The organism is Paraburkholderia tagetis (genome assembly GCF_022213065.1).
Taxonomy (GTDB): Bacteria; Pseudomonadota; Gammaproteobacteria; order Burkholderiales; family Burkholderiaceae; genus Paraburkholderia; species Paraburkholderia tagetis.
Genome location: NZ_JAKLJA010000001.1, coordinates 272,505 through 293,164 on the forward strand (window position 1 = coordinate 272,505; position 20,660 = coordinate 293,164).

At 61.7% G+C, this 20,660-nt stretch carries 19 protein-coding genes; 11 read left to right on the top strand and 8 right to left on the bottom strand.

Annotated features, from left to right (window positions below):
• Window positions 1-12: 12 nt before the first annotated feature.
• Window positions 13-1,344, bottom strand: coding sequence for a Rieske 2Fe-2S domain-containing protein (locus L5014_RS01160; protein WP_238461751.1), 1,332 nt, complete (start codon window positions 1,342-1,344; stop codon window positions 13-15).
• Between the two features lie 482 nt (window positions 1,345-1,826).
• Window positions 1,827-2,474 (bottom strand): LysE family translocator, encoded by a 648-nt coding sequence (locus L5014_RS01165; protein WP_238461752.1) that lies wholly within the window; start codon window positions 2,472-2,474, stop codon window positions 1,827-1,829.
• A 485-nt stretch (window positions 2,475-2,959) separates the two neighbouring features.
• Here L5014_RS01165 and L5014_RS01170 point away from each other — a divergent pair, with 485 nt between their 5' ends.
• The 5 genes from L5014_RS01170 to L5014_RS01190 all read left to right on the top strand — a co-directional run bounded on the left by L5014_RS01170 (window position 2,960) and on the right by L5014_RS01190 (window position 6,917).
• A complete protein-coding gene (locus L5014_RS01170) occupies window positions 2,960-3,190 on the top strand; it encodes a hypothetical protein (protein WP_238461753.1) in 231 nt (76 codons plus the stop codon).
• Between the two features lie 255 nt (window positions 3,191-3,445).
• Complete coding sequence (locus tag L5014_RS01175; protein WP_238461754.1) at window positions 3,446-4,525, top strand: tartrate dehydrogenase; 1,080 nt, start codon at window positions 3,446-3,448, stop codon at window positions 4,523-4,525.
• Between the two features lie 461 nt (window positions 4,526-4,986).
• Window positions 4,987-5,559: a PAAR domain-containing protein gene (locus L5014_RS01180; protein ID WP_238461755.1), complete on the top strand. Its 573-nt coding sequence runs from the start codon at window positions 4,987-4,989 to the stop codon at window positions 5,557-5,559.
• Window positions 5,560-5,765: 206 nt separating this feature from the next.
• A complete protein-coding gene (locus tag L5014_RS01185) occupies window positions 5,766-6,422 on the top strand; it encodes a M35 family metalloendopeptidase (protein WP_238461756.1) in 657 nt (218 codons plus the stop codon).
• Window positions 6,423-6,431: 9 nt separating this feature from the next.
• Window positions 6,432-6,917, top strand: a complete 486-nt coding sequence (locus L5014_RS01190) for a hypothetical protein (RefSeq protein WP_238461757.1) — start codon at window positions 6,432-6,434, stop codon at window positions 6,915-6,917.
• 91 nt (window positions 6,918-7,008) lie between these two features.
• Here the strand turns inward: L5014_RS01190 and L5014_RS01195 are convergent, their stop codons facing one another.
• From L5014_RS01195 to L5014_RS01210, 4 genes are all read right to left on the bottom strand, one after another.
• Window positions 7,009-8,079 (bottom strand): PAS domain-containing protein, encoded by a 1,071-nt coding sequence (locus tag L5014_RS01195; RefSeq protein ID WP_238461758.1) that lies wholly within the window; start codon window positions 8,077-8,079, stop codon window positions 7,009-7,011.
• Window positions 8,080-8,364: 285 nt separating this feature from the next.
• Entirely contained in the window at window positions 8,365-9,327 is a 963-nt protein-coding gene (locus L5014_RS01200; protein ID WP_238461759.1) for a PDR/VanB family oxidoreductase, read from the bottom strand.
• Window positions 9,328-9,483: 156 nt separating this feature from the next.
• Entirely contained in the window at window positions 9,484-10,944 is a 1,461-nt protein-coding gene (locus L5014_RS01205; RefSeq protein ID WP_238461760.1) for an NAD-dependent succinate-semialdehyde dehydrogenase, read from the bottom strand.
• 1 nt (window position 10,945) lies between these two features.
• Window positions 10,946-12,094, bottom strand: coding sequence for an aromatic ring-hydroxylating oxygenase subunit alpha (locus L5014_RS01210; protein WP_238461761.1), 1,149 nt, complete (start codon window positions 12,092-12,094; stop codon window positions 10,946-10,948).
• 399 nt (window positions 12,095-12,493) lie between these two features.
• Here L5014_RS01210 and L5014_RS01215 point away from each other — a divergent pair, with 399 nt between their 5' ends.
• From L5014_RS01215 to L5014_RS01225, 3 genes are all read left to right on the top strand, one after another.
• Window positions 12,494-13,939 carry a purine-cytosine permease family protein gene (locus L5014_RS01215; protein ID WP_238461762.1) on the top strand — a complete coding sequence of 482 codons (1,446 nt, stop codon included), beginning with the start codon at window positions 12,494-12,496 and terminating at the stop codon, window positions 13,937-13,939.
• Window positions 13,940-14,018: 79 nt separating this feature from the next.
• Window positions 14,019-15,125, top strand: coding sequence for a porin (locus tag L5014_RS01220; RefSeq protein ID WP_238462114.1), 1,107 nt, complete (start codon window positions 14,019-14,021; stop codon window positions 15,123-15,125).
• Between the two features lie 152 nt (window positions 15,126-15,277).
• On the top strand, window positions 15,278-16,207 hold the full coding sequence (locus L5014_RS01225) for a LysR family transcriptional regulator (RefSeq protein WP_274389178.1): 930 nt from the start codon (window positions 15,278-15,280) through the stop codon (window positions 16,205-16,207).
• Between the two features lie 63 nt (window positions 16,208-16,270).
• Here the strand turns inward: L5014_RS01225 and L5014_RS01230 are convergent, their stop codons facing one another.
• The gene (locus L5014_RS01230; RefSeq protein WP_238461763.1) at window positions 16,271-17,668 is read right to left on the bottom strand and encodes an FAD-binding oxidoreductase; all 1,398 of its coding nucleotides are present in this window, start codon (window positions 17,666-17,668) and stop codon (window positions 16,271-16,273) included.
• 133 nt (window positions 17,669-17,801) lie between these two features.
• Here L5014_RS01230 and L5014_RS01235 point away from each other — a divergent pair, with 133 nt between their 5' ends.
• The 3 genes from L5014_RS01235 to L5014_RS01245 all read left to right on the top strand — a co-directional run bounded on the left by L5014_RS01235 (window position 17,802) and on the right by L5014_RS01245 (window position 20,017).
• The gene (locus L5014_RS01235; protein WP_238461764.1) at window positions 17,802-18,710 is read left to right on the top strand and encodes a LysR substrate-binding domain-containing protein; all 909 of its coding nucleotides are present in this window, start codon (window positions 17,802-17,804) and stop codon (window positions 18,708-18,710) included.
• 114 nt (window positions 18,711-18,824) lie between these two features.
• Window positions 18,825-19,163 (top strand): cupredoxin domain-containing protein, encoded by a 339-nt coding sequence (locus L5014_RS01240; protein WP_238461765.1) that lies wholly within the window; start codon window positions 18,825-18,827, stop codon window positions 19,161-19,163.
• A gap of 14 nt (window positions 19,164-19,177) precedes the next feature.
• Window positions 19,178-20,017, top strand: a complete 840-nt coding sequence (locus tag L5014_RS01245; RefSeq protein WP_238461766.1) for an FTR1 family iron permease — start codon at window positions 19,178-19,180, stop codon at window positions 20,015-20,017.
• Between the two features lie 32 nt (window positions 20,018-20,049).
• On the opposite strand, the gene L5014_RS01250 is transcribed toward L5014_RS01245, so the two are convergent.
• Window positions 20,050-20,412: a COG4315 family predicted lipoprotein gene (locus L5014_RS01250; RefSeq protein WP_238461767.1), complete on the bottom strand. Its 363-nt coding sequence runs from the start codon at window positions 20,410-20,412 to the stop codon at window positions 20,050-20,052.
• Window positions 20,413-20,660 lie beyond the last annotated feature (248 nt).

A 20,660-nucleotide genomic window follows, 5' to 3' on the forward strand; every position in this document is an offset into this window, starting at 1 on the left:
GTGTGCCTCCCGTTATTGCTTGACCTGATAGTCCGTTGCGAGCGCGGACGGCTGGTCGGCTGGCTCCGGGTTCTTCTTGCTGACGTAACGCGCGGCATAGGTGCGCCAGTCGATTTCCTTCGGCACGACAGCCTGGTACGAGCACACGTCCTGGGGAATGGCCTTCGCACCGGTGCCAATGGCTTCGCCGTCGTTCTGGAATTCGGCGAGCGCGTCGATCATGCGGCGGCGGAATTCGACGATCGCGAGATCGCTTGCGCCGAGTCGCTCGTCAGAGCGGTTCGCAATCGGGCCCATCGTGACCCACATCGCAATGTCCTGGTTCGGGAAACCCGAAATACCCGTGAAATTGCCGGCCTTCATTGCCTCGCGGTCCTGCCAGAAGCGATTGTCGTGATTGCGAAGCGGGCGATAGTAAGCGTCGAGATCGACACCGACCTGCTGACGCAGGAACTTGCGCCACGTTTCGTTTTCCGGCGTCGTCTCCGGATCGCCCCAGGCGATGAAATAGAACGCCGTGTTCGTGTCGTCCATCGGCACGTTGATGTTCGCGACGTTGTAGAGATTGTTCGGTGGAATCAGCACCGTTCCCGGCGCCACGAACACCGTGGAGCGCACGTAGTCGTGCGAGTTGGCGTTGAAGATCGGGCGGCGCAACGCGGCGTAACGGAAGCCGTAGTCGGTGCGCTCGACCTGCAGGCGCGGCGCCTTGTCGGTGGAGGGGCGCAGCCAGTTCTTTCCGGTCGCTTCGGCGCCGCCCACGCGCGCGGGCACGAAATCCGACGAATGCAGGCTGGAGCTGTGCGCGGAGTCGATCGCGCCTTCGAGGATTTGCGCCCAGTTGCATGGCAGCAGCGCCTTCGCGATGCTCACGCGGGTGTCGGCGCTCGGCGCCCAGGCCGGCGGCACGAACGCGGGGATGGCGTCCTGCGGGCCCATGTACGCCCACACCATGCCGCCCCATTCCTGCACCGGATAGGCCTTGTGTTTGACTTTGTCGGTCATGCAGCTCGCTGCCGGCTCGGAAACCATTTCGAGCACGTTGCCTGCGACGTCGAACTTCCAGCCGTGATACAGGCAGCGCAGGCCGGCGTCTTCATTGCGACCGTAGACGAGCGACGCGCGACGGTGCGGGCAGTACTCGTCCAGCACACCAACGCGGCCTTCCGAGTCGCGGAATACGACGAGGTCCTCGCCCAATACGCGTGCTTTCACCGGCGCGCCATCGGGCTCGCTGACTTCTTCGATCAGGCAAACCGGCATCCAGTGCCGGCGCATCAGTTGGCCCATCGGGGCATCGCCCTCGACGCGGCACAGCAATTCGTTTTCTTGGTGGGTCAGCATGTCATGTCTCCCGGCGACGGCGCGCCTTCATCAACAGGTGGTGCCTCCACTATATTAGATATCTAGTAAAATTGGCAATGGCCTTTCCAGGGGTACCCGGGAAAGTACCCACGCCGAGCGTGCCGCTGATCCGGAAATATTCGATCCCTAATATAAAGAGACCGGATTCTGCCGATAAATGAGCGCACGTTAATCGTCAAATGACCGCCGTCGTGAACGACAGTGGCGGGGCGGGCGGCGCGTGACGGAGGTGGATTGGTGGCGGCTGAGGCTGTCCGCGGGCGGCGGCGCGGCGGTGATCGACATCGTCTCCGCACGGTGGAAGGCATGACAAGCACCGGTCAGCAGATGTTTCGGTATCCTATCTTCCGTTTAGGCGCCAAGGCCAAACTGAATACTCATCTACCCAATGAAGCCTGTCACGCGGCGGCGACAGGCTGTGCAGCAGTCGAAAGCGGGCACGACCCCCGCGTGTATCTCGTTTACTGCCGCATGAGCGCCATCATCGCGCCGAAGCCAACGAATACGCCCCCCGTCACGCGGTTGAACGCCTTCGCCACGCGGCGGCTCTTGAGCGTCGCGCCGATGCGCGTGCCAAAGCCCGCGTAGACCAGATACCAACTCACTTCGCACACGGCGAAGGTCGCCACCAGCACGCCGAACTGCGGCAGCGTGGGGCGGCTCGCGTCGATGAACTGCGGCAGCAGCGCTGCCGCGAACAGGATCGCCTTGGGGTTGCTGCTCGCCACCAGAAAGCCGTTGCGGAACAGCGCGCCCGGCGAACGCCCGGCACGAACCGCGAGCGCCCCGGTCATGGCATTACCGGCATCGGCGCCGCTTTCGCGCACGGGCGAGCGCCACGCCTTCACACCCAGATAGACCAGATACGCCGCGCCCACGAAGCGCAGCACGTTGAACATGGTCGGCCACGCCTGGAGGAACACGCCAAGGCCGGCGGCCGAGACGGCCAGCATCAGCACGAGCGCGGAGAGGCAGCCGCCCATGGTCGCGCTGGTGCGGCGCATGCCGTATTGCGCGCCGTGCGACATGATGAGCAGCATATTGGGGCCAGGAATGGCGCAAACGACGAAGACCGTGGCAAGGAACAGCCACCAGGTATGGAGATTCATTGCGGCAGCGCGTTGAAAGATAAAACGTGAATTATGCCAGCCCGCGCGGGACGTGGAGTGGGCGAGAGCGCAGAGCGGAGTTGCGGTGCGGGGCGGCGGAGTCGCTGCACGTTTGACGTGCGTTTGCCGAGGTTTTGCCGGGAGGGGTGCCGAATGGCGCGCGGAGGAAAAGAAAAAGCCCGCCAAAAAAATTCGCTGATATGACCAGCGGAGGCGGGCTTAAACCATGTCGATGGAGACATGGAGGAGACAAGTTCAGTATAAGCACGCCAATGAGGTATCGCAAGAATCGTAAGCCTTTTGAACCGTTAACCATTGTCAATTTTTGAGAGATATGATTGCCGTGCGTACCGCGTACGCCCAGAATGCATCAACGCTCACCGCTCTGGGCGAGCAGTATGGGTGGTGAGGCCAGAGCGCGGCAGCAGCGGCCTATATTCAGGCAAGTTTCAGGCAAACGATCTGCAATCAACCGGAGGGATCAAATGGGTATTCTGGACGAAGTGGGCAAGGTCGCAGGCGCGATTGCCGCAGTGGAAGCGACGGAAAAGGTCGACGCGGACGCCGGCTTCCTGACGAAAGCGGCCGCAGCGGTCGCGGGCTTCGAGGGCGCCGGGGCGCTCGAGAAGCTGGTCGAAAAGAAAGAGGACGAGAAGCAGGCCGACGACGGCACCCAGCAAGCCGACGATGGAACGGCGCAGGATTCGCAGACCTGATCTGCGAGATCCGCAACGCTTGATGTGATTCCCGCCCGTGCCGCTTGAGGGAGCGGCGCAGGCGGTCGATAAGCGTGGTAGAACCCTGTCAACGCGGTCTTCGGGCCGCGTTTTTTTACGTCCGCGCCCCGATTATTCACAGTTCGTGTTCAATGTCTCCACGCCACGGGGGCTTATTTCCGGCGTCCTTTGAGGCATCCTTGCAGTCATCGAGCGCACGCCAATCCAGGCGTGCGAGGCAACGGAGAACAGGACATGAGCAAGACCTTCAAGATCGCGGCGATTCCGGGCGACGGCATTGGCGTGGAAGTGATGCCCGAGGGCGTGCGCGTGGTGGAGGCAGCGGCCGCGAAGTTCGGCCTGAAGATCGAATTCACGCACTTCGAGTGGGCGAGCTGCGACTACTACCTCGAACACGGCAAGATGATGCCGGACGACTGGTTCGCCACGCTCAAGGGCTTCGACGCCATTTACTTCGGCGCGGTGGGCTGGCCCGACAAGGTGCCCGACCACATCTCGCTGTGGGGGTCGCTGCTCAAGTTCCGCCGCGAATTCGACCAGTACGTGAACCTGCGCCCGGTGCGCCTGTTGCCCGGCGTGCCGTGCCCGCTCGCCAACCGCAAGCCCGGCGACATCGACTTCTTCGTGGTGCGCGAGAACACCGAAGGCGAATACAGTTCGGTGGGCGGCAAGATGTTCGAGGGCACCGAGCGCGAGTTCGTGCTGCAGGAGTCGGTGTTCACGCGTCACGGCGTGGACCGCATTCTCAAATACGCATTCGAACTCGCGAACCAGCGCGGCCGCAAGAAGCTCACGGCGGCCACGAAGTCCAACGGCATCTCGATCAGCATGCCGTACTGGGACGAGCGCGTGGCCGCGATGGCCGAAGCGTACCCGGACGTGAAGTGGGACAAGCAGCACATCGACATCCTGAGCGCACGCTTCGTGCTGCAACCGGACCGCTTCGACGTGGTGGTGGCGTCGAACCTTTTCGGCGACATTCTTTCCGACCTCGGCCCCGCGTGCACGGGCACGATCGGCCTTGCGGCATCGGCGAACCTGAACCCGGAGCGCAAGTTTCCGTCGCTGTTCGAGCCGGTGCACGGCTCGGCGCCGGACATCTTCGGCAAAGAAATCGCCAATCCGATCGCGATGATCTGGTCGGGTGCGATGATGCTCGAATTCCTCGGCAACGGCGACGCGCAGTTCAAGGCCGCTCACGATGCGATCATGCAGGCGATCGAGAAGGTGCTCGTGGACGGCCCGCGCACGCCGGACATGGGCGGCGCGGCGAAGACCGCAGAGGTGGGCAAGGCAGTGGCCGCCGCACTGTGAGATTGAATCGAGCCCGCGATGGGCTCGGATCGGGCTTGATTCGGGCTTGATTCGACCAGGCTTTACATCCGGCCTCGTGTGTTTTCTGAAATCATCCTGTTTAGCCCGCAGGCACAATCGCCGCGAATTTCAAACAGATTTGTTCGATACTGAAACCCGCCCCGTGCGGGTTTTTTGTTACCTGTTGTTCAGGGTACCCTCGCGCAGACAGGGACTCGGCATTAGCGCAATAGTGCCTAAAACGAACAAAACCCTCGCTTCCTGTTTTCGGACAAATCCTATATTGCGCTTCACGGCATCGCGTGAATATCGCCCGAATGACAAACCATAAGCCCATTTAGCTCACCGGCCGCAGCGCCGTGTCGGTCGTGATGCCCGATATTCGATCGGAAACGGGTGAGTAGCATTTTGTCGATTTGAATGAACGAGCATGAGTCTATTCGGGTTCAAGGGAGGTCGGTATGGTTGGCATCTATTACGCCGCAGTCGAAGATGATCCATTGACAAGTGGCCCAGGAAGTCACGTGTATGCAAGCAAGCGATGCGCAACGATCCAGGGCGAAGACGGCAAGCGCCGGCGCCTGGCTTTTATCGGAGACAAGGCATATTGCTCCAGATGCGATAGCGTTGGCCTTATTACTTACGGTGCGGGGTTAAACGAACGCAGACGCCTGAATGATCTTGCCAACGGCGGGCGGCGTCAGGCAGTGGGCGACGATATTGTTCTATGCAAGTGCGCCGAGCCACCACGAATCATCGCGGTGTACGGGCGCGATTGGAAGATTCACGACCGGGGCGAAGAAAATACCGCATCGTTCACCAAAACGCCCGCGCAAAGTGCTGTGTATAACGAAAAATTTGTGGTCAAGGACTCGGGCGGTTCACCGCTCGCGAATGTGCGCTATCGCGTGCGTATCGGGGAAAGTGTCGTGGCAGAAGGCACCACGAACGCATATGGCCACGTATCGAGAATCACAACGGACGCGGCACAGCGTCTCATTTTCGAGGTTGCCCAGCATCATGAGGGCACGTAAATGAGCGGAAGATCGGTTGAAAGCGTTCGAAGCCGTAAGCGGCGATATTGTGCTCTGCAAATGCGAGCGATACCCGCGCGTTGTTGCGGTGTACGCGCGTAGCTGCACTTATGAAGATTACAGGGGCGATGTGTCAGCAGTCCCAGCGCCAATCAGTCCGGCATCTGGGTCGCACGCTATCTATGACTTCAACTGGAGAAATGAGAATGACAGACAAGACGGAATGGGTAATTGCTCACGATACCGCATGCACAAACACAAACCCAGATTCGTGCGTCGAAGTTATTCTTGACCCAACGCCGATTTGCTCGAACATGAGCAACAAGGAGTTCCGGAATTCAATTATAAAATCTCGGGACGAGGCTGTAATATTGATTCAATCGCGTATCGCTGCGTTGGCAAGATGGGACGCAAGCGAGCAAGCACGGGCGAAGAAGTGGCTGGGTCGTTCCGATAGCACTACGCGCAGCATCTTGACGGCTGGATTGCCGAAGCTTCTGGACGTCATGCGGAACTTGAAGCCGGAAAACATCATTCGTTGGGACCAACAGAAGCAACGAAACATTACTTGCACCATTTTTCCTGACAACGGTGCAACCGACGCAGCGGTCTGCAAACCGGATACCGAAAAGCGTATCATTGCGATCTACCCGCACTTTTGCACTTCTCCGAGGTCGCAATTGTGGCATGGTTGCCAGGTATTAACGCTGATTCACGAATGCACACACTTTACAGACGTGTTCAACTCAACCGACGATATGTACGGCGTTACGGTCGGGTTGTCTTTCTGGGCGCAAGACAACCCAGATAAGGCAATTCGGAACGCGGATAGTTTGGCGTGTTACGTGGGATTCAAGGATTGAGGAAAAATCATGCTCAAGAAGTGCATTCTATCCCGGGTGGTTCGCGCATTCATTGCGTTATTCTTCGTTGCACGCGCGGCTAGCGCGAACGCCTGCACTATCTCGGAGGATATGACAAGCAGCCTGCCGCTTAACTCGGTGAATATTCAGAATTCCGACCGCCTCAAGATCGCAAATATGATGCTTGCGGCGAAGCAATGGCCGAATGTCGAGATTCGCGGAATTGTCTATTCGGGCGGCTATATCAAAGAAAAAAACCCGGTACATCTAGCGGATCAGCGCGCATCAATTCTTAAATACTATCTAGTCCAGCTTGGCGTCAAGGAAGAAAATATCTGGGTGGACAAGCGCATCATTAAAGAGCCTGATGTTGATGACAGGGGTAACGCGACGCTCAATCAGATATCAGTAACGCTCGTCCCAATCTGCAAAGACGGGTGCGAACGCCTCTGCAACGATCCAGGCATGACGCCCAACAGTAAAGCTATCAAGTAACGACACGGCCCCGCTTTGGCGGGGCTTTGCCAAGAGAAACCCACGAGGCCCACCGAGCCCGCACTAAAGACAATCGGCCCGACCTGAACCCTCAATCCCCCGCAGCCGGCTGCACTGCCGCCGTGCCATTGGGCACCATATCGGCGGGTTGTGCCGCGCGGCACAGCGCCGTGAGCCACACGTCTTCGCCATGCGGCGCCACGCGCGCGTGGCCTTGCTCCACCACGAGCCGCCACGTATCGTCGGGAAGAGAAGCGCGATACAGCACGCGATAATCCGTACGGTGTGCGAGCGCGTCGTTGACCGCCGCCTCGCGCGCCGCGCGGTCGTCGGGATGAATGTGCCGCGAAAGTTCGACGTAATGGCGCGGCGCCTCGGCGGGATCGACACCGAAGAGACGGCACCATTCGTCCGAGACGATCAGCTCGTCCTGCGCGCGCAGCCAGCGCCATGCACCGAAGCCCGCAATGCGCGCGGCGTCGTTGAGCAATTGCAGATTCCGCTGTAGCACAAAGTCTGCTTGCTTGCGCGCGCTGATGTCGATGGTGGTGCCCACCACGCGCACGGGACGCCCCGCATCGTCGAGCAGCGTGGCGAGGCGCGATTCGATCCAGCGGATCTGCCCGTCCGGCAAAATGATGCGAAAGTCCCACACGCGCGGCGCCTTGCTGGCGACCACTTCTTTCAGCGCTTCGTCGTTCAGCCACGCCGAGTCTTCGGGATGCAGGATTTCCCAGAACTCTTCGTTGCTGTGGATCTCGCGGCCGTAGACCTGTGCGCAGTTGCTCGAATAGATGAGCTCATCGGTAACGAGATTCCATTCCCACGTGACGATGCCGGTCGACTCCTGGGCTTGCTTCATGCGCGCTTCGTTCGACATGATCTCGGCCGTGTAGCGGCGGCGCAGGTCGGTCATGGGCAGCTCGGTCGTGCCCGCGAGGCCGAGATCTTTCACGGCATCGTCGCCGTAGCGCAGCCAGACCCAGTTCACGTCGAGGAACGCCGCGAGGCGGCGCAGGTTCGAGTAGTCGATCTCGCCGCCGCGCGTCCATTTGTGCACGGCAGGGCGCGAAATGCCGACGGCGTCGGCCACTTGCTGCAAACTCAGCTTCTTGTGCTCGAGCAGCACTTTCAGGCGAAACGCGAACGTATCCTCGGACATCCATTCCCCTCTATGACGAATCGCGCGGTCAAACGGATCAAGCGAAAATCAGGCGACAAGTAAACAACGCACGGCAAACGAAAACGAAACGAAACGAAAACGAAAAGGGCGGCATACGCCGCGGGCCGCCGATCGGGCCGCGACGTATGCCGCCGGTGATGCGCGTATTCCTGCCTATCCTGCGTATTGGCTGCTAGTTTAACGGATCGGCGCTGTAGCCGTTTCATGGGGCGCCATCACGGCCTCGCTGGAGGCCTTCCTGCCGGTCCCGATTTTCAGTTCGATTTACAGATCGATCACGAGGCGCGGCGTGCGCGAGCGCGAGACGCACAGCAACAGGGTCTTTTGCGCGGCCTTTTCGTCGTCGTCGAGATACTGGTCGCGATGGTCGGCTTCGCCTTCGAGGATCGCCACTTCGCAGGTGCCGCACACGCCTTCGCGGCACAGCGACTCCACCGTCACGCCGGCGCGCTCGATGGCCTTGAGAATGGTCTCGTCTTCGCCCACTTCGAGCTCGATGCCGCTCTTTGCGAGCACCACCGTAAAGGCCTTGCCGGCGGTGTCGGTGGCGGCGAACTGCTCCGAGTGCAGTTGCGCCTTCGGCCAGCCGAGCAGCGCGGCGTTCGCGTAGACGGCGTCGTTCAGGCCCTGCGGGCCGCACACGTACACATGCGCGTCGGCGGGCAGGCTCTTGAAGAGTTGGAGCAGGTCGAGGCGCTGGCCTTCGCTATCCACGTAGCAGTGCACGTTGGCCGTGTGCGGGCCGGCCTTCAGTTCGTCGACGAAGGCGGCGTGCTCGGGGCTGCGGTACGCGTAATGCAGTTCGAGTTCGAGATCCTCGGGGCGATGCTCGGCGAGCTGCGCAAGAAACGGCGTGATGCCGATGCCGCCCGCGATGAACACATGGCGCTTCGCGCCGGGCGCCAGCTCGAACAGGTTGGCGGGCGAGCCGATGGCGAGGCGCGTGCCGGCCGCCACCTTGTCGTGCATGAACGCCGAGCCGCCGCGCGACGCGTCCTCGCGGCGCACGGCAATCTGATACTGGCGCGTGTCGTGCGGCGAGCTCAGCAGCGAATAGGCGTTGTGGTGCCACGCATCGCCGTCCTGCATCGAGACCAGCACGTGGGCGCCGCCGTTGAACGACGGCATCGGTGCGCCATCGGGCAGCGCGAGCGTGAAGCGCTTGATGAGCGGGGTGAGTTGCTCGACGGCGACAACGTCGACAGTGATCGATTCGCGGGCGTTCATGGTGCCTTCCTTTGCCACAGGCCGTGCTGGTCCGAAGATGGGCGCGGCCTGGGTTGCTTCGTTATTGCCCGTCTGGATTGGGCGGGCGGTTGATTCTGAATCTGGAAAAACGAGCGGATGCGGCGCGCACCGCACCCGCCCGAACGTCAGCGCGTGTTATCGCGCGACGCCTGCCATGCAGAGGTACTTGATCGACAGAAAGTCTTCGATGCCGTACTTCGAGCCTTCGCGGCCGATGCCCGACTGCTTCACGCCGCCGAACGGCGCGACTTCGTTGGAGATCAGGCCCGTGTTGATGCCGACGATGCCGTACTCCAGTTGCTCGGCCACGCGCCAGATGCGGCCGATGTCGCGGCTGTAGAAGTACGCCGCGAGTCCGTAGATCGAATCGTTGGCGAGCTGCACGACTTCGGCGTCGCTCGAAAAGCGCACGATGGGCGCGACCGGCCCGAAGATTTCTTCGGAGAGCACGGCCATGCCGGGCTTCGCGTCGGCGAGCACGGTGGGCGCGTAGAAGTTGCCGCCGCGTGCGTGCGGCGTGCCGCCCGTGACCACGCGTGCGCCTTGCGCCACGGCGTCGCGCACGAGGCCGTCGACCTTGTTGCGCGCTGCTTCGGTGATGAGCGGCCCGATGTTCACGCCCTCGGCAAAACCGTCGTCCACCTTGAAGGCGGCCACGCGCGCGGCGAAGCGACGGCAGAACTCGTCGTAGACCGAGTCGTGCACGTAGAAGCGGTTCGCACAGACACAGGTTTGACCCGCGTTCCGATACTTCGAGACCAGTGCGCCTTCGATGGCGGCATCCAGATCCGCGTCGTCGAACACGATGAACGGCGCGTTGCCGCCCAGCTCCAGCGAGACCTTCTTGACCGTGTCCGAGCACTGGCGCATCAGGAGGCGGCCCACTTCGGTCGAACCCGTGAACGTGAGCTTCTTGACGAGCGGGCTCGACGTCATTTCGAGGCCGATCTCGCGCGACTTGCCCGTGACGATGTTGATCACGCCGGCCGGAATGCCGGCTTGCTCGGCGAGCGCCGCCAGTGCGAACGCGGAAAACGGCGTTTCGTTGGCGGGCTTGATGACGATGGTGCAGCCCGCTGCCAGCGCCGGCGCGGCCTTGCGGGTGATCATCGCGGCCGGGAAGTTCCACGGCGTGATGGCGGCGCACACGCCGATGGGCTCCTTCGTCACGACGAGGCGCTGGTCGGGGTTCGGGCTCGGGATCACGTCGCCGTCGATGCGCTTGCCCTGCTCGGCAAACCACTCGATGAACGAGGCGGCGTAGGCGATCTCGCCACGCGCTTCCGCAACCGGTTTGCCCTGCTCACGCGTCATCAGCTCGGCCAGCGTTTGCTGGTTCGCCATGATGAGCTCGAACCAGTTGCGCAGCAGGCGCGCACGCTCCTTGGCGGTGGTCGCGCGCCAGGCGGGAAAGGCACGGTGCGCGGCCTCGATGGCCGCGCGCGCTTCGCTCGCGCCCATGTTCGGCACGCTCGCGATGTGCTCGCCGGTCGAGGGATTGGTGACGTCGAGCGTGGCGCCGTCGTCGGCGTTGCGCCATTGGCCGTCGATATACGCCTGCTGCCGGAACAGGCCGGGATTTTGCGGTGCGTTCATGTCAGTCCTGATACTGTTGAGCGAGCAGGTTATGGAAGTGCGCAATGCCGTGCTCGCTGACGCCGCTGCGCTGCTTGTCGACCATGATGCGGCCCTGGCCGCGATAGCCGCGCGACTTCAGGCCCTTCTGCACGCTCTCCACGAGGCGCAGGTCTTCCGGACGGAACACGGTGCGATACCACTCGATCAGCTTTTGCTGCTCTTCGGTCGGCTCGTCGTTCAGGAAGTAGATGTCGTAGTGCTGGAGCGTGACTTCGGCGCTCATCGGGAATTCATAGATGACCGTCATGAAGTCGCTGCCCGGCGGCACGTTGAACATCGTGCACGGCCATGCCCAGTAGCCGCTGAAGCTCGGGTCCTTGACGGACGGATCGAGCTTGAACGAGCGCTCGGACGACTGCGCGTGACCGAACTGCACCGTCCAGTTGCCATGCAACGTGTGCGTGTACTGGTCGATCTTCACGGAGTCCGAGAAGCCAGGGTGCGCCGGGCCGCAGTGGTAGCACTCGAGGTAGTTATCGACGATCGACTTCCAGTTGGCGGGCGTTTCGGTCACGAAGCGCGCGGCGAGCTTGAGGTCGTCGATGACCGGGCACGCCTTGCGCAGGCTCGCTTCGAGGCCGGGCAGTTGGGCTTCCACGCCTTCGGCGTCCGGGTTCAGGTTGATGAACACGAAGCCTGCGTATTCCTCCACGCGCACCGGCACGAGCGTGGAATTCTCCTTGTCGAACGACTCCACGTGATCGCAGTTGTTGGCGTGCGCGAGCGCGCCGTCGAGCTTGAACGCCCAGGCGTGGTACGGGCAGGTGATAACGTTCTTCGCCTTGCCGCTGCCTTCGAGCAACTGGTGGCCGCGGTGCGGGCAGACGTTATAGAAGGCGCGCAGGACCTTGTCCTTGCCGCGCACGAGCAGGATGCTTTCGCCCACCACCTCGCGCGTCACGTAGGCGTTCGCCTCGGCCAGCTCGCTGCGGTGCGCGACACAGATCCACGCGTTTTCGAAGATTTTCTTTTCTTCGGCCTTGTAGACCGACTCGGAGTTGTAATAGCTGGCCGGGATGGTCCAGGCCAGCTCCGGGTTGGCGCAGAAGTCGGCCGGCAGCTTGGGAAGTTCGGGTTTCTTGTGGAATTCGATCGGGAGGTAGGTCATGGGGTCCGCCGCACTGGAAGTGATTAACTGACAGTTACAACAAAACTATGGGTTAACGGAAATATAGGGGAAATTTCGCCGGCAGTGGATCAGGGTTATCCCTCGATGCGGTACCAAAAGAATGAAGGTTTGATGCGAAACGCCTATTCTCACTGTTTGAAATCAATGAAAATTGATCGAGCGCATTGCAAACGCATTTTTGGCGTCGGCGTCAATAGGAGGATGCGATAGTGAGACGAAATCCCTCAGGCTGCGTACTATTGTTAACTGATGGTTTGATGTTAACCATAGGATAACCGCGCCGTGTCAGGGAACTGGAACCTCTGGTATCGGGACCGGCGTGGGAGGCGGAGCCGCGTGGTGCGGGACCGCTCGAGCCACCCCACAACTGGAGGAGACATGTCACAAGAGGCAATCGCCGAGGCGCTGGCCAAGGAGCCGTCGCGCAGCAAATCGCGGATCGAATCGCGTTCGATCGATTACGTGCCGCTTGCCGAACGCAAGGGCAAGGCCTGGCACCTGTGGCCCGTATGGTTTACGGGCGATGCGAACCTCGCGACCATCGCGGCGGGCGCAATCGGTATCAGCATGGGCGGCAACCTGTTGTGGAGCGCGATCGCCATCGTGCTCGGCAACGTGCTGGGCACTTTCTTCATGGCGTTCCATTCGAGCCAGGGGCCGCAGCTCGGGCTGCCGCAGATGATCCAGTCGCGCCCGCAGTTCGGCTACATGGGCGCGCTGCTCGTGTGGGTGGTCGCTCTCGTCACCTATATCGGCTACAACTCGTTCAACCAGCTCATGGCGGGGCAGACCGCGCATCACCTGCTCGGCACCGAGCCGCACCTGAGCTACATCGTCTTCACCGTGGTTTCGGTCGTGCTCGCGGTGTTCGGCTATGACCTGATCCACAAGGCGCAGCGCTGGCTCGCGTTCGCGCTGCTTGCCGCGCTCACGATCTTCAGCATCGGCATGTGCATGAAGGTGCAGTTCCCCGCAGGCCAACTGAGCCTCGCCGGCTTCAAGACCACGCCGTTCCTCGTGCAGCTCTTCTCGGCAGCGGCCTATCAGCTCTCGTGGTCCATCTACGTTTCGGACTACTCGCGGTATCTGCCGCCCAATACCGGCGTGCGCGCCACCTTCTGGTGGACTTTCCTTGGCGCGCTCATCGGCGGCGTCTGGATGATGCTGGTGGGCACGGCGGCGGCGGCGCTCAACTCGCAGATCGAAATCTCGGACGCCGTTCAGCGTGCGGGCGACATGATCTATCCGGGCTTCGGCACGGTCACGCTGCTGCTCTCGTTGCTGGGGTTGCTCGCCATCACGGGCCTGAATTTTTACGGTGCCTCGCTCACGCTGCTGAGCATCACCGACTCGTTCAAGCCGCTCAAGTCGAGCGCGACCAAGCGTATCGTGAGCCTCGTCATCGTGGCGATCGTGGCGACTTCGCTCGCGTTCTCGGCCTCGGATAACTTCATGGGCAAGTTCGGCGACTTCCTTGGCATCCTCGGCTATCTGTTCACGCCGTGGACCGCGATCAACCTGATCGACTTCTTCGTCGTGCGCCACTCGAGCTACTCAGTGCGCGAGATCTTCAACCCGCGCGGCATTTACGGGCGCTGGAGCTGGCGCGGCCTGAGCGCGTACGCAGTGGGCTTCGTCGCGATGATTCCGTTCTTCAAGACGGAGATGTACACCGGACCGGTCGCTCGCATGCTGGGCGGCACCGACATCGCGATGCTCGTGGGCCTGCCCGTGGCCGCGCTGGTCTACCTGTGGACCTGCCGCTCGCTCGACCTCGAAAAGGAACGCCAGCTCGTGCGCGAAGCCGACCGTGGCCTGAACTGATCCCGCTTACTCCCATAACATCATGAATACGACGCATAAAATGCGGAAAACAGTACTCCTTACGGCATTGCAGGCGGCGATGCTCTCGCTCGCCGCGCTCCCGATGGCCTCGCATGCGCAAAGCAGCGTGACGCTGTACGGCATCATCGACGGCGGCGTCACCTACGTCTCCAACGCGGGTGGTTCGCACCAGGTGAAGTTCGACGACGGTGTTTCGTATGGCAACCGCTGGGGCGTGAAGGGCACCGAAGACCTCGGCGGCGGGCTCAAGGCCGTGTTCAAGCTGGAAAGCGGCTTTCACCTCGGCAATGGACAGATCTCGAACGGCGGCTCGCTGTTTGGCCGTCAGGCTTATGTAGGTCTGCAAAGCGACTGGGGCACGCTCACCTTCGGCAACCAGATCGACATGACGCAGGAGATGCTCTACTCGTACAACGTGAGCGCATGGGCGAGCGGCTACGCCATCAACCAGGGCGACTTCGACCGCATGAACGGCGACCATCTGCAGAACGCCGTGAAGTTCATGTCGAACACCTATGGCGGCTTCCAGTTCGGCGGCATGTACTCGTTCAGCAATACGCCGGGCCAATTCCACACGGGCAGTGCATGGAGCGTGGGCGCGCAGTATCAGAACGGCGCGTTCTCGATGGGCACGGCGTACACGCAGTTGAACAACCCGTCGGGCATCTATGCGTTCGACCCCTACGCAATGATCGGCACGCGCACGTTCTTCGGCCGGCCCACCGTGAGCGTCGATCCCGCCTCGGGCGCGATCACGGACCTCTATGCGAATACGGCGTTCCCGGTGGACAAGCAGGGCGCGTTCGGTGTGGGTGCGAGCTATGTGATGGGACCCGTCACGCTGATGGGCGACTTCACCTACACGCAGCTCAAGGCGTTCGGGCAGAGCGAGCACATGCAGGTGGCCGAGGGCGGCGCGGACTGGCAGATCACCCCGGCGGCGAGCCTGATTGGCGGCTATCAGTACACGCACTTCGACGGGCACCACTGGAACATGCTGTCGGCAGGCTTCCATTACCTGCTTTCGAAGAGCACGGACGTCTACATCTCGGGCGACTGGTTGAAGGCTTCGCAAGGCGTGGACGCGGTGATCGGCTATAGTTTTACGCCATCCACCACGACCACGCAGGCTGACGTGCGCATCGGCATGCGGCATTCGTTCTAAGCGCGCGCTCTGATGCCGCGATGCAGCGGGCGTGAGCGAAGGGGCCAACGCGGACCAACGCGGGCCACCGTGCCGTGCCTCACGCTCACGCCCGCGCGTCGGCCCGCGCATCTGCCTGCGCATTTGTCTGCGCGTTGCCTGATTGACCCGCCATGAAACTGCCCACCTCTCCCGAACTCGACGACCTGCGTGTGTTCTGCATGGTCGCCCGCCAGTCCAGCTTCAGCGGGGCGGCCGAGGCGCTCAGCGCGTCGGCCGCCTACGTCAGCAAGCGCGTGGGCGTGCTCGAAGCGAGCCTCGGCACGCGTTTGCTGCACCGCTCGACGCGCCGCGTGGCGATGACGGCGGCGGGCGAGCGCGTGTTCGCCTGGGCGGAAAAAATCCTCGACGACGTGGATCAGCTCGTCGAAGACGTCTCCAGCACGCGCCGCATGCCGCGCGGCACGCTGCGCGTGTCGAGCAGCTTCGGCTTTGGCCGCAAGTTCGTCGCGCCCGCGCTGGCGGACTTGCAGGACCAGTATCCGCAACTGAACGTGCGGCTCGATCTGTTCGATCGCGTGGTGGACGTGGCGGGCGAGGGCTTCGATCTGGACGTGCGCATCGGCGACGAGATCGCGGGCCATCTGATTGCGAGGCGCCTCGCGACGAACTATCGGGTGCTGTGCGCCGCGCCTGCGTATCTCGAGGCGCACGGCGCGCCGCAGTGCATCGCGGATCTTGAATCGCACGCCTGTCTCGCGATCAAGGAGCGCGACCATCCATTCGGCGTCTGGCGTCTCGACGCGGGCGGCGAGACGGTTGGCGTGAAGGTCACGGGGCCGCTCTCGACGAATCATGGCGAGGCGGCGGTGCAGTGGGCGCTGGCGGGGCGCGGCATCGTGCTGCGTTCGATCTGGGACGCGCAGCCGCTGCTCGACGAAGGGAAGCTGCAACGCGTGCTGCCCGACGTGACGCAACCGGCCAATGTGTGGGCGGTGTTTCCGGAGCGCCTCGCGCAGTCGGCGAAGGTCAAGGTGTGCGTGGATTTTCTGGCCGAAGCGTTTGCTCAGGCCGGGATCGGCGGCGCACAGGCCTTCGAATAAAACAAAGCGAAAGTGCCTGCACACAGCGCATCAAGCACGCTACAGCGCGCCAGGTGAATAGACTCAGGCTGGCGCAATGTTCTGATTCATGCGGAAGAAATTGTCGGGATCGTACTGGCGTTTGACGCAAGCCAGTCGCGAATAATTGTCGCCATAGGCTTCTTTCACGCGTTCGTCGCCTTCGTCACCGAGGTTGTTTGGATAGACGCCTCCGCATGAATATGGCCTTAGCGCTTCCCATAGGCTGCGCGCCCATTGGATATTCACGGCATCTTCGGCTGCATCGTCCCAGATGGCGACGGGAAAGCAGTCAAAGCTGGCGTCGCGATGCTGGTACGCGGTCGCAGACCCGCTGATGCGGGCAATGGCTCCGCCCACATGTTGAAAGACCAGCAGCGATGACAGCGAAGGCGAGCATTCATAGGCGCCCAATAGCGCGTCGATTGCGCCATCGTCGATCTCTTTGAGGAACTGCGCTTTCCAGTAGTATCTCCGGCCGCGCGGAAACGCACCGTCACCGTTTGATTGAATCTGAAGGTAGGGCACGCGCTCGAGCCGGCAGTCGGCGGGAGAGCCGGACTCCATCAGCGTCTCGAGAAGTTGTCGACCGGACTCGGGGGCGCCGGCATAGCATGCCGATATGCTGAAGCATCGCTCGCCGGAAGGCTGGGTGACGAATGCAGCGTCTGCGCTCACCTCATCCGGCGCATTGCGCGCGAACCGATCATAAAAACGCAATGCGGCGCGCGCCTGCTCGAACGGGTACAGCAAAGAGCAGACGAGCAACTCGGGTTCCAGCGGGTGAAGCCGCAAGTGAAAAGCTGTCGCGATGCCGAAGTTGCCTCCACCGCCCCGCACGGCCCAGAACAGGTCGGCATGTTGGCTGTCGCTCGCCAATAGTTTTTGCCCGTCCGCAGTGACCATTTCGACGGCGACGAGATTATCGCAAGTCAGCCCGTATTTGCGGCCGAGCTTGCCGAACCCGCCGCCCAACGTCAGGCCGGCAATACCCGTATCGCTGATTACACCCGTTGTCGTTGCGAGACCGTGTGCCATGGTGGCCCGATCGAACTCGCCAAGATTGAGGCCCGCCTCTGCGCGCACAACGCGCCGCTCGACGTCGACGTCAATCTGCTTCATCCGGGAGAGGTCGATGACAATGCCGCCATCGCAGACCGAAAGACCCGCCACGTTGTGACCGCCGCTGCGCACCGCAACCCGCGAATCCATCGATCTGGCAAAGCGCACGGCTGCGACTACGTCGTCGGCGTCGGCACAATAGATGATCATTGCCGGCCGCTTGTCGACTGTCCCGTTCCACACCCGGCGCGCCTCGTCGTATTCCGGATCGCCAGGCACGACCAGCGTGCCGCGAAGCATGTCGCGCAATCGCTCGAACTGACGCGAGGCAGCGTGAATTTCGTCCTTCAAGACCTGTGACGACGCTGTTTCCGTGCTCATCTTGCCTCCTCGCGTCCGCTAGCGCCGAAGCCAAAATTCAAGGTTGGCTCGGTGATGGTTGCACTTCCCATGCGTCGCGGCAAAGTCAAAGAATTCAGCCTTCAGATGAGAAAAACTCACCTACACTGAACAGATGCGAAGATTGCCTCCTCTGCGTTCGCTGCAGGCGTTCGAGGCGGTTGCGCGGCATCGCAGTTTCAAGGACGCCGCGCAAGAGCTCAACGTGACGCCGACGGCATTGAGCCATCAGATCCGCACGTTGGAAGAAGCGTGTGGGAAGCCACTCTTTGCACGACAGCCACGACCCATTCGGCTCACTGCAGCCGGACAACTTCTGTATCCGGCCCTGCGCAGGGGATTCGATTCATTCGCGGATGCGCTTTCCACGGTTGCCGCAATGGGCGGCAGCGTCGCGCTACGGATCACCAGCCCGAACGCCTTCGCGAGTCACTGGCTGGTTCCGCGGCTGTCGCCATGGCACGAGTCTCACCCCGAGATTGCGCTGCAGATTATCGGCACCGATGCCGTCCTCGATCTGGACGCGGGCGAAGCCGACGTCGCGATACGCTACGCACACGCGGCGCCAAAAGGTCTGGTATGTGAAGAGATCGCGCGAGATGCGTTCTACCCCGTGGCCAGCCCCGGCCTTCTTGGGACAGACAATGCACGCCCGATTGCGGCGATGGATCTGCTTCGATTTCCTCTGATCCATTACGAGTGGACGAACGGAGATCCCGAGGCGCCTTGCTGGTCGCGCTGGTTTTCTGCTTCGGGTGCATTGGCATCCGCGTCCACGCCGCTTCGCAGCAAGCGTGATTTGAGCTTTCGGGAAGAACTTCACGCGATTGACGCTGTGCTCGCCGGCCAGGGAATCGCGCTGTGCAGCGACATCGTACTGGAGCGGGCACTGCTGAGCGGAGCGCTCGTGAAAGTGCATCCCTTTGCATTGCCTGGCTATGGCTTCTACGTCGCCCATCTTGCGGAGCATGCGAGGTCCGCCGCAGTGCGCAGCTTTGTAGAGTGGGTGGTCTGCGCCGGCTAGCTCCTGTGCAAGTCAAACAGGATATCCATATTCCTGGCGTGGTTACTACCCGGAAGATGCGAATCGATCTTATTATCCCCTTTATTACTATCTGTTACTGAACAGCCGATACTTATGAAAACAACCCGCATGTTCATCGCGCTTGCCCTGGCCTCGGTGGCCGGTCATGCACCCAACGTGTTCGCCGCGGACGAGGCATACAGCCTGACGCTGAAAGACCACAAGTTCTCGCCAGCCGAACTGACCCTCCCTGCGGACAAGAAGGTGAAGGTTACGGTGAAGAATCTCGATGCGACGCCGGCTGAATTTGAAAGCGATGATTTCAAGGCAGAGAAGGTGATTCCCGCGGGCAAGCAAGTCGATGTCTTCATCGGACCGTTGAAGGCCGGCAAGTACGAGTTTCACGACGAGTACCACGAAGCAGAATCGAAGACCCATCTGATCGTCAAATAAGCGCGCGCAACATCATGCTCTCCACCGCTCTCATCGTCTTTCGCGAAGTCCTCGAAGCCGCCCTGGTCGTGTCGATCGTATTGGCGGCCACCAAAGGGGTCCTCAATCGTGGATGGTGGGTGAGCGGCGGCTTGCTCGGCGGTGTCATCGGCGCTGGGCTCATTGCCATGTTTGCGGACGTCATTTCGTCGTGGGCGTCGGGCATGGGCCAGGAAGTGTTCAACGCGGGCGTGATGTTTATCGCGGTCGCCATGCTTGCGTGGCACTGCATCTGGATGGGCAAGCACAGCCGCGAAATGGCCCAGCAGATTTCCGCAGTGGGCAAGGCGGTGGCGGCGGGAAGCAGGCCGCTGACCGGGCTCGCGATTGTCGTTGGCGTGGCGGTGCTGCGCGAGGGTTCGGAGGCGGTTCTGTTCCTGTATGGCATCGCAGCGGGAGACGCGGGGCAGACGTCGCAGATGATCATCGGCGGACTGCTGGGTGTCTTTGGCGGTGTCGGTCTTGGCGCCGCGATGTACGCAGGTCTTCTGCAGATTCCACTCAAGCGCCTCTTTGCGGTGACCAACGCACTTGTCGTCCTGCTTGCCGCGGGTATGGCGAGCCAGGGCGTGGGCTACCTGGCGTCGGTGGGCATCTTGCCGTCGTGGGGCGATACGGTCTGGGACACGTCCTGGCTGCTCAGGGAGTCCAGCGTCGTCGGCAAGATGCTTCATACACTCATTGGCTATACCGCGCGTCCGGCCGGCATCCAGATCGCGGCCTACATCGCGACCCTGGTCATCATCGTGTTTCTCTCGCGCGCAGTGGGCCGTCCACAGCGCGCTACAGGGCAGCAGTCACGACAATCAGCGTAAGCCAGCCCGGCGAGACGGTGTCCGCATGGGTTTCAAGGCTTCACAACATGCCAAATGCCCTTGACTCCGTCGCCGTTCATCTGACCGGGTTGTTTGTCGTTTGCGAAGCGATACAGGGGGCGCCCCTTGTACGTCCACTGATGCTTGCCCTCACGGGCGGCGATGAGCCCCCAGTCGCCACTCGTCTTGTCGTATGAGTCGGCGACGGCAGCGGGCCACAGCGCCGCGCAGGCGTCAACGCAGGCGCTTTTGCCTGGCACCGTATCCTTGTCGAACGCGTAGAGCGTCATCCCGTTGTCGTCAACCACCATCCCGTTTGAAATCTTCGGCGTCTCGGCAAATGACGACGCAACCGGAAGAGCACAAGCCACGATGCACCACAGCGTTTTGTTCATGTTTTTAGTCCCGTTATAGGCGCGGCGACAGCATCACCGCACGACCACGCAATATGAAAGCCGCAAATGGAATACTGCGTCTTGCCAGAGGCGATTCCTCCCTGACTGCGGCAAGGGGTAAACGACTGCAGGCGCGTAATATTCCATGTGTCGTGCAACTGCGTCGCGGCCGGCTCGCGCTTCGGTGCACTCAAAAAAGCCGAAGGCGCCCTTGTTAAGGGCTGCAAAATGGACAAGCATATACAAGG

Coding starts and splice junctions, on each gene's coding strand:
- L5014_RS01195 (WP_238461758.1), bottom strand. CDS start 8,079: ATGTCCGAGGATACGTTCGCGTTTCGCCTGAAAGTGCTGCTCGAGCAC.
- L5014_RS01165 (WP_238461752.1), bottom strand. CDS start 2,474: ATGAATCTCCATACCTGGTGGCTGTTCCTTGCCACGGTCTTCGTCGTT.
- L5014_RS01215 (WP_238461762.1), top strand. CDS start 12,494: ATGTCACAAGAGGCAATCGCCGAGGCGCTGGCCAAGGAGCCGTCGCGC.
- L5014_RS01210 (WP_238461761.1), bottom strand. CDS start 12,094: ATGACCTACCTCCCGATCGAATTCCACAAGAAACCCGAACTTCCCAAG.
- L5014_RS01225 (WP_274389178.1), top strand. CDS start 15,278: ATGAAACTGCCCACCTCTCCCGAACTCGACGACCTGCGTGTGTTCTGC.
- L5014_RS01230 (WP_238461763.1), bottom strand. CDS start 17,668: ATGAGCACGGAAACAGCGTCGTCACAGGTCTTGAAGGACGAAATTCAC.
- L5014_RS01200 (WP_238461759.1), bottom strand. CDS start 9,327: ATGAACGCCCGCGAATCGATCACTGTCGACGTTGTCGCCGTCGAGCAA.
- L5014_RS01160 (WP_238461751.1), bottom strand. CDS start 1,344: ATGCTGACCCACCAAGAAAACGAATTGCTGTGCCGCGTCGAGGGCGAT.
- L5014_RS01245 (WP_238461766.1), top strand. CDS start 19,178: ATGCTCTCCACCGCTCTCATCGTCTTTCGCGAAGTCCTCGAAGCCGCC.
- L5014_RS01180 (WP_238461755.1), top strand. CDS start 4,987: ATGGTTGGCATCTATTACGCCGCAGTCGAAGATGATCCATTGACAAGT.
- L5014_RS01250 (WP_238461767.1), bottom strand. CDS start 20,412: ATGAACAAAACGCTGTGGTGCATCGTGGCTTGTGCTCTTCCGGTTGCG.
- L5014_RS01175 (WP_238461754.1), top strand. CDS start 3,446: ATGAGCAAGACCTTCAAGATCGCGGCGATTCCGGGCGACGGCATTGGC.
- L5014_RS01170 (WP_238461753.1), top strand. CDS start 2,960: ATGGGTATTCTGGACGAAGTGGGCAAGGTCGCAGGCGCGATTGCCGCA.
- L5014_RS01240 (WP_238461765.1), top strand. CDS start 18,825: ATGAAAACAACCCGCATGTTCATCGCGCTTGCCCTGGCCTCGGTGGCC.
- L5014_RS01190 (WP_238461757.1), top strand. CDS start 6,432: ATGCTCAAGAAGTGCATTCTATCCCGGGTGGTTCGCGCATTCATTGCG.
- L5014_RS01235 (WP_238461764.1), top strand. CDS start 17,802: ATGCGAAGATTGCCTCCTCTGCGTTCGCTGCAGGCGTTCGAGGCGGTT.
- L5014_RS01220 (WP_238462114.1), top strand. CDS start 14,019: ATGCTCTCGCTCGCCGCGCTCCCGATGGCCTCGCATGCGCAAAGCAGC.
- L5014_RS01185 (WP_238461756.1), top strand. CDS start 5,766: ATGACAGACAAGACGGAATGGGTAATTGCTCACGATACCGCATGCACA.
- L5014_RS01205 (WP_238461760.1), bottom strand. CDS start 10,944: ATGAACGCACCGCAAAATCCCGGCCTGTTCCGGCAGCAGGCGTATATC.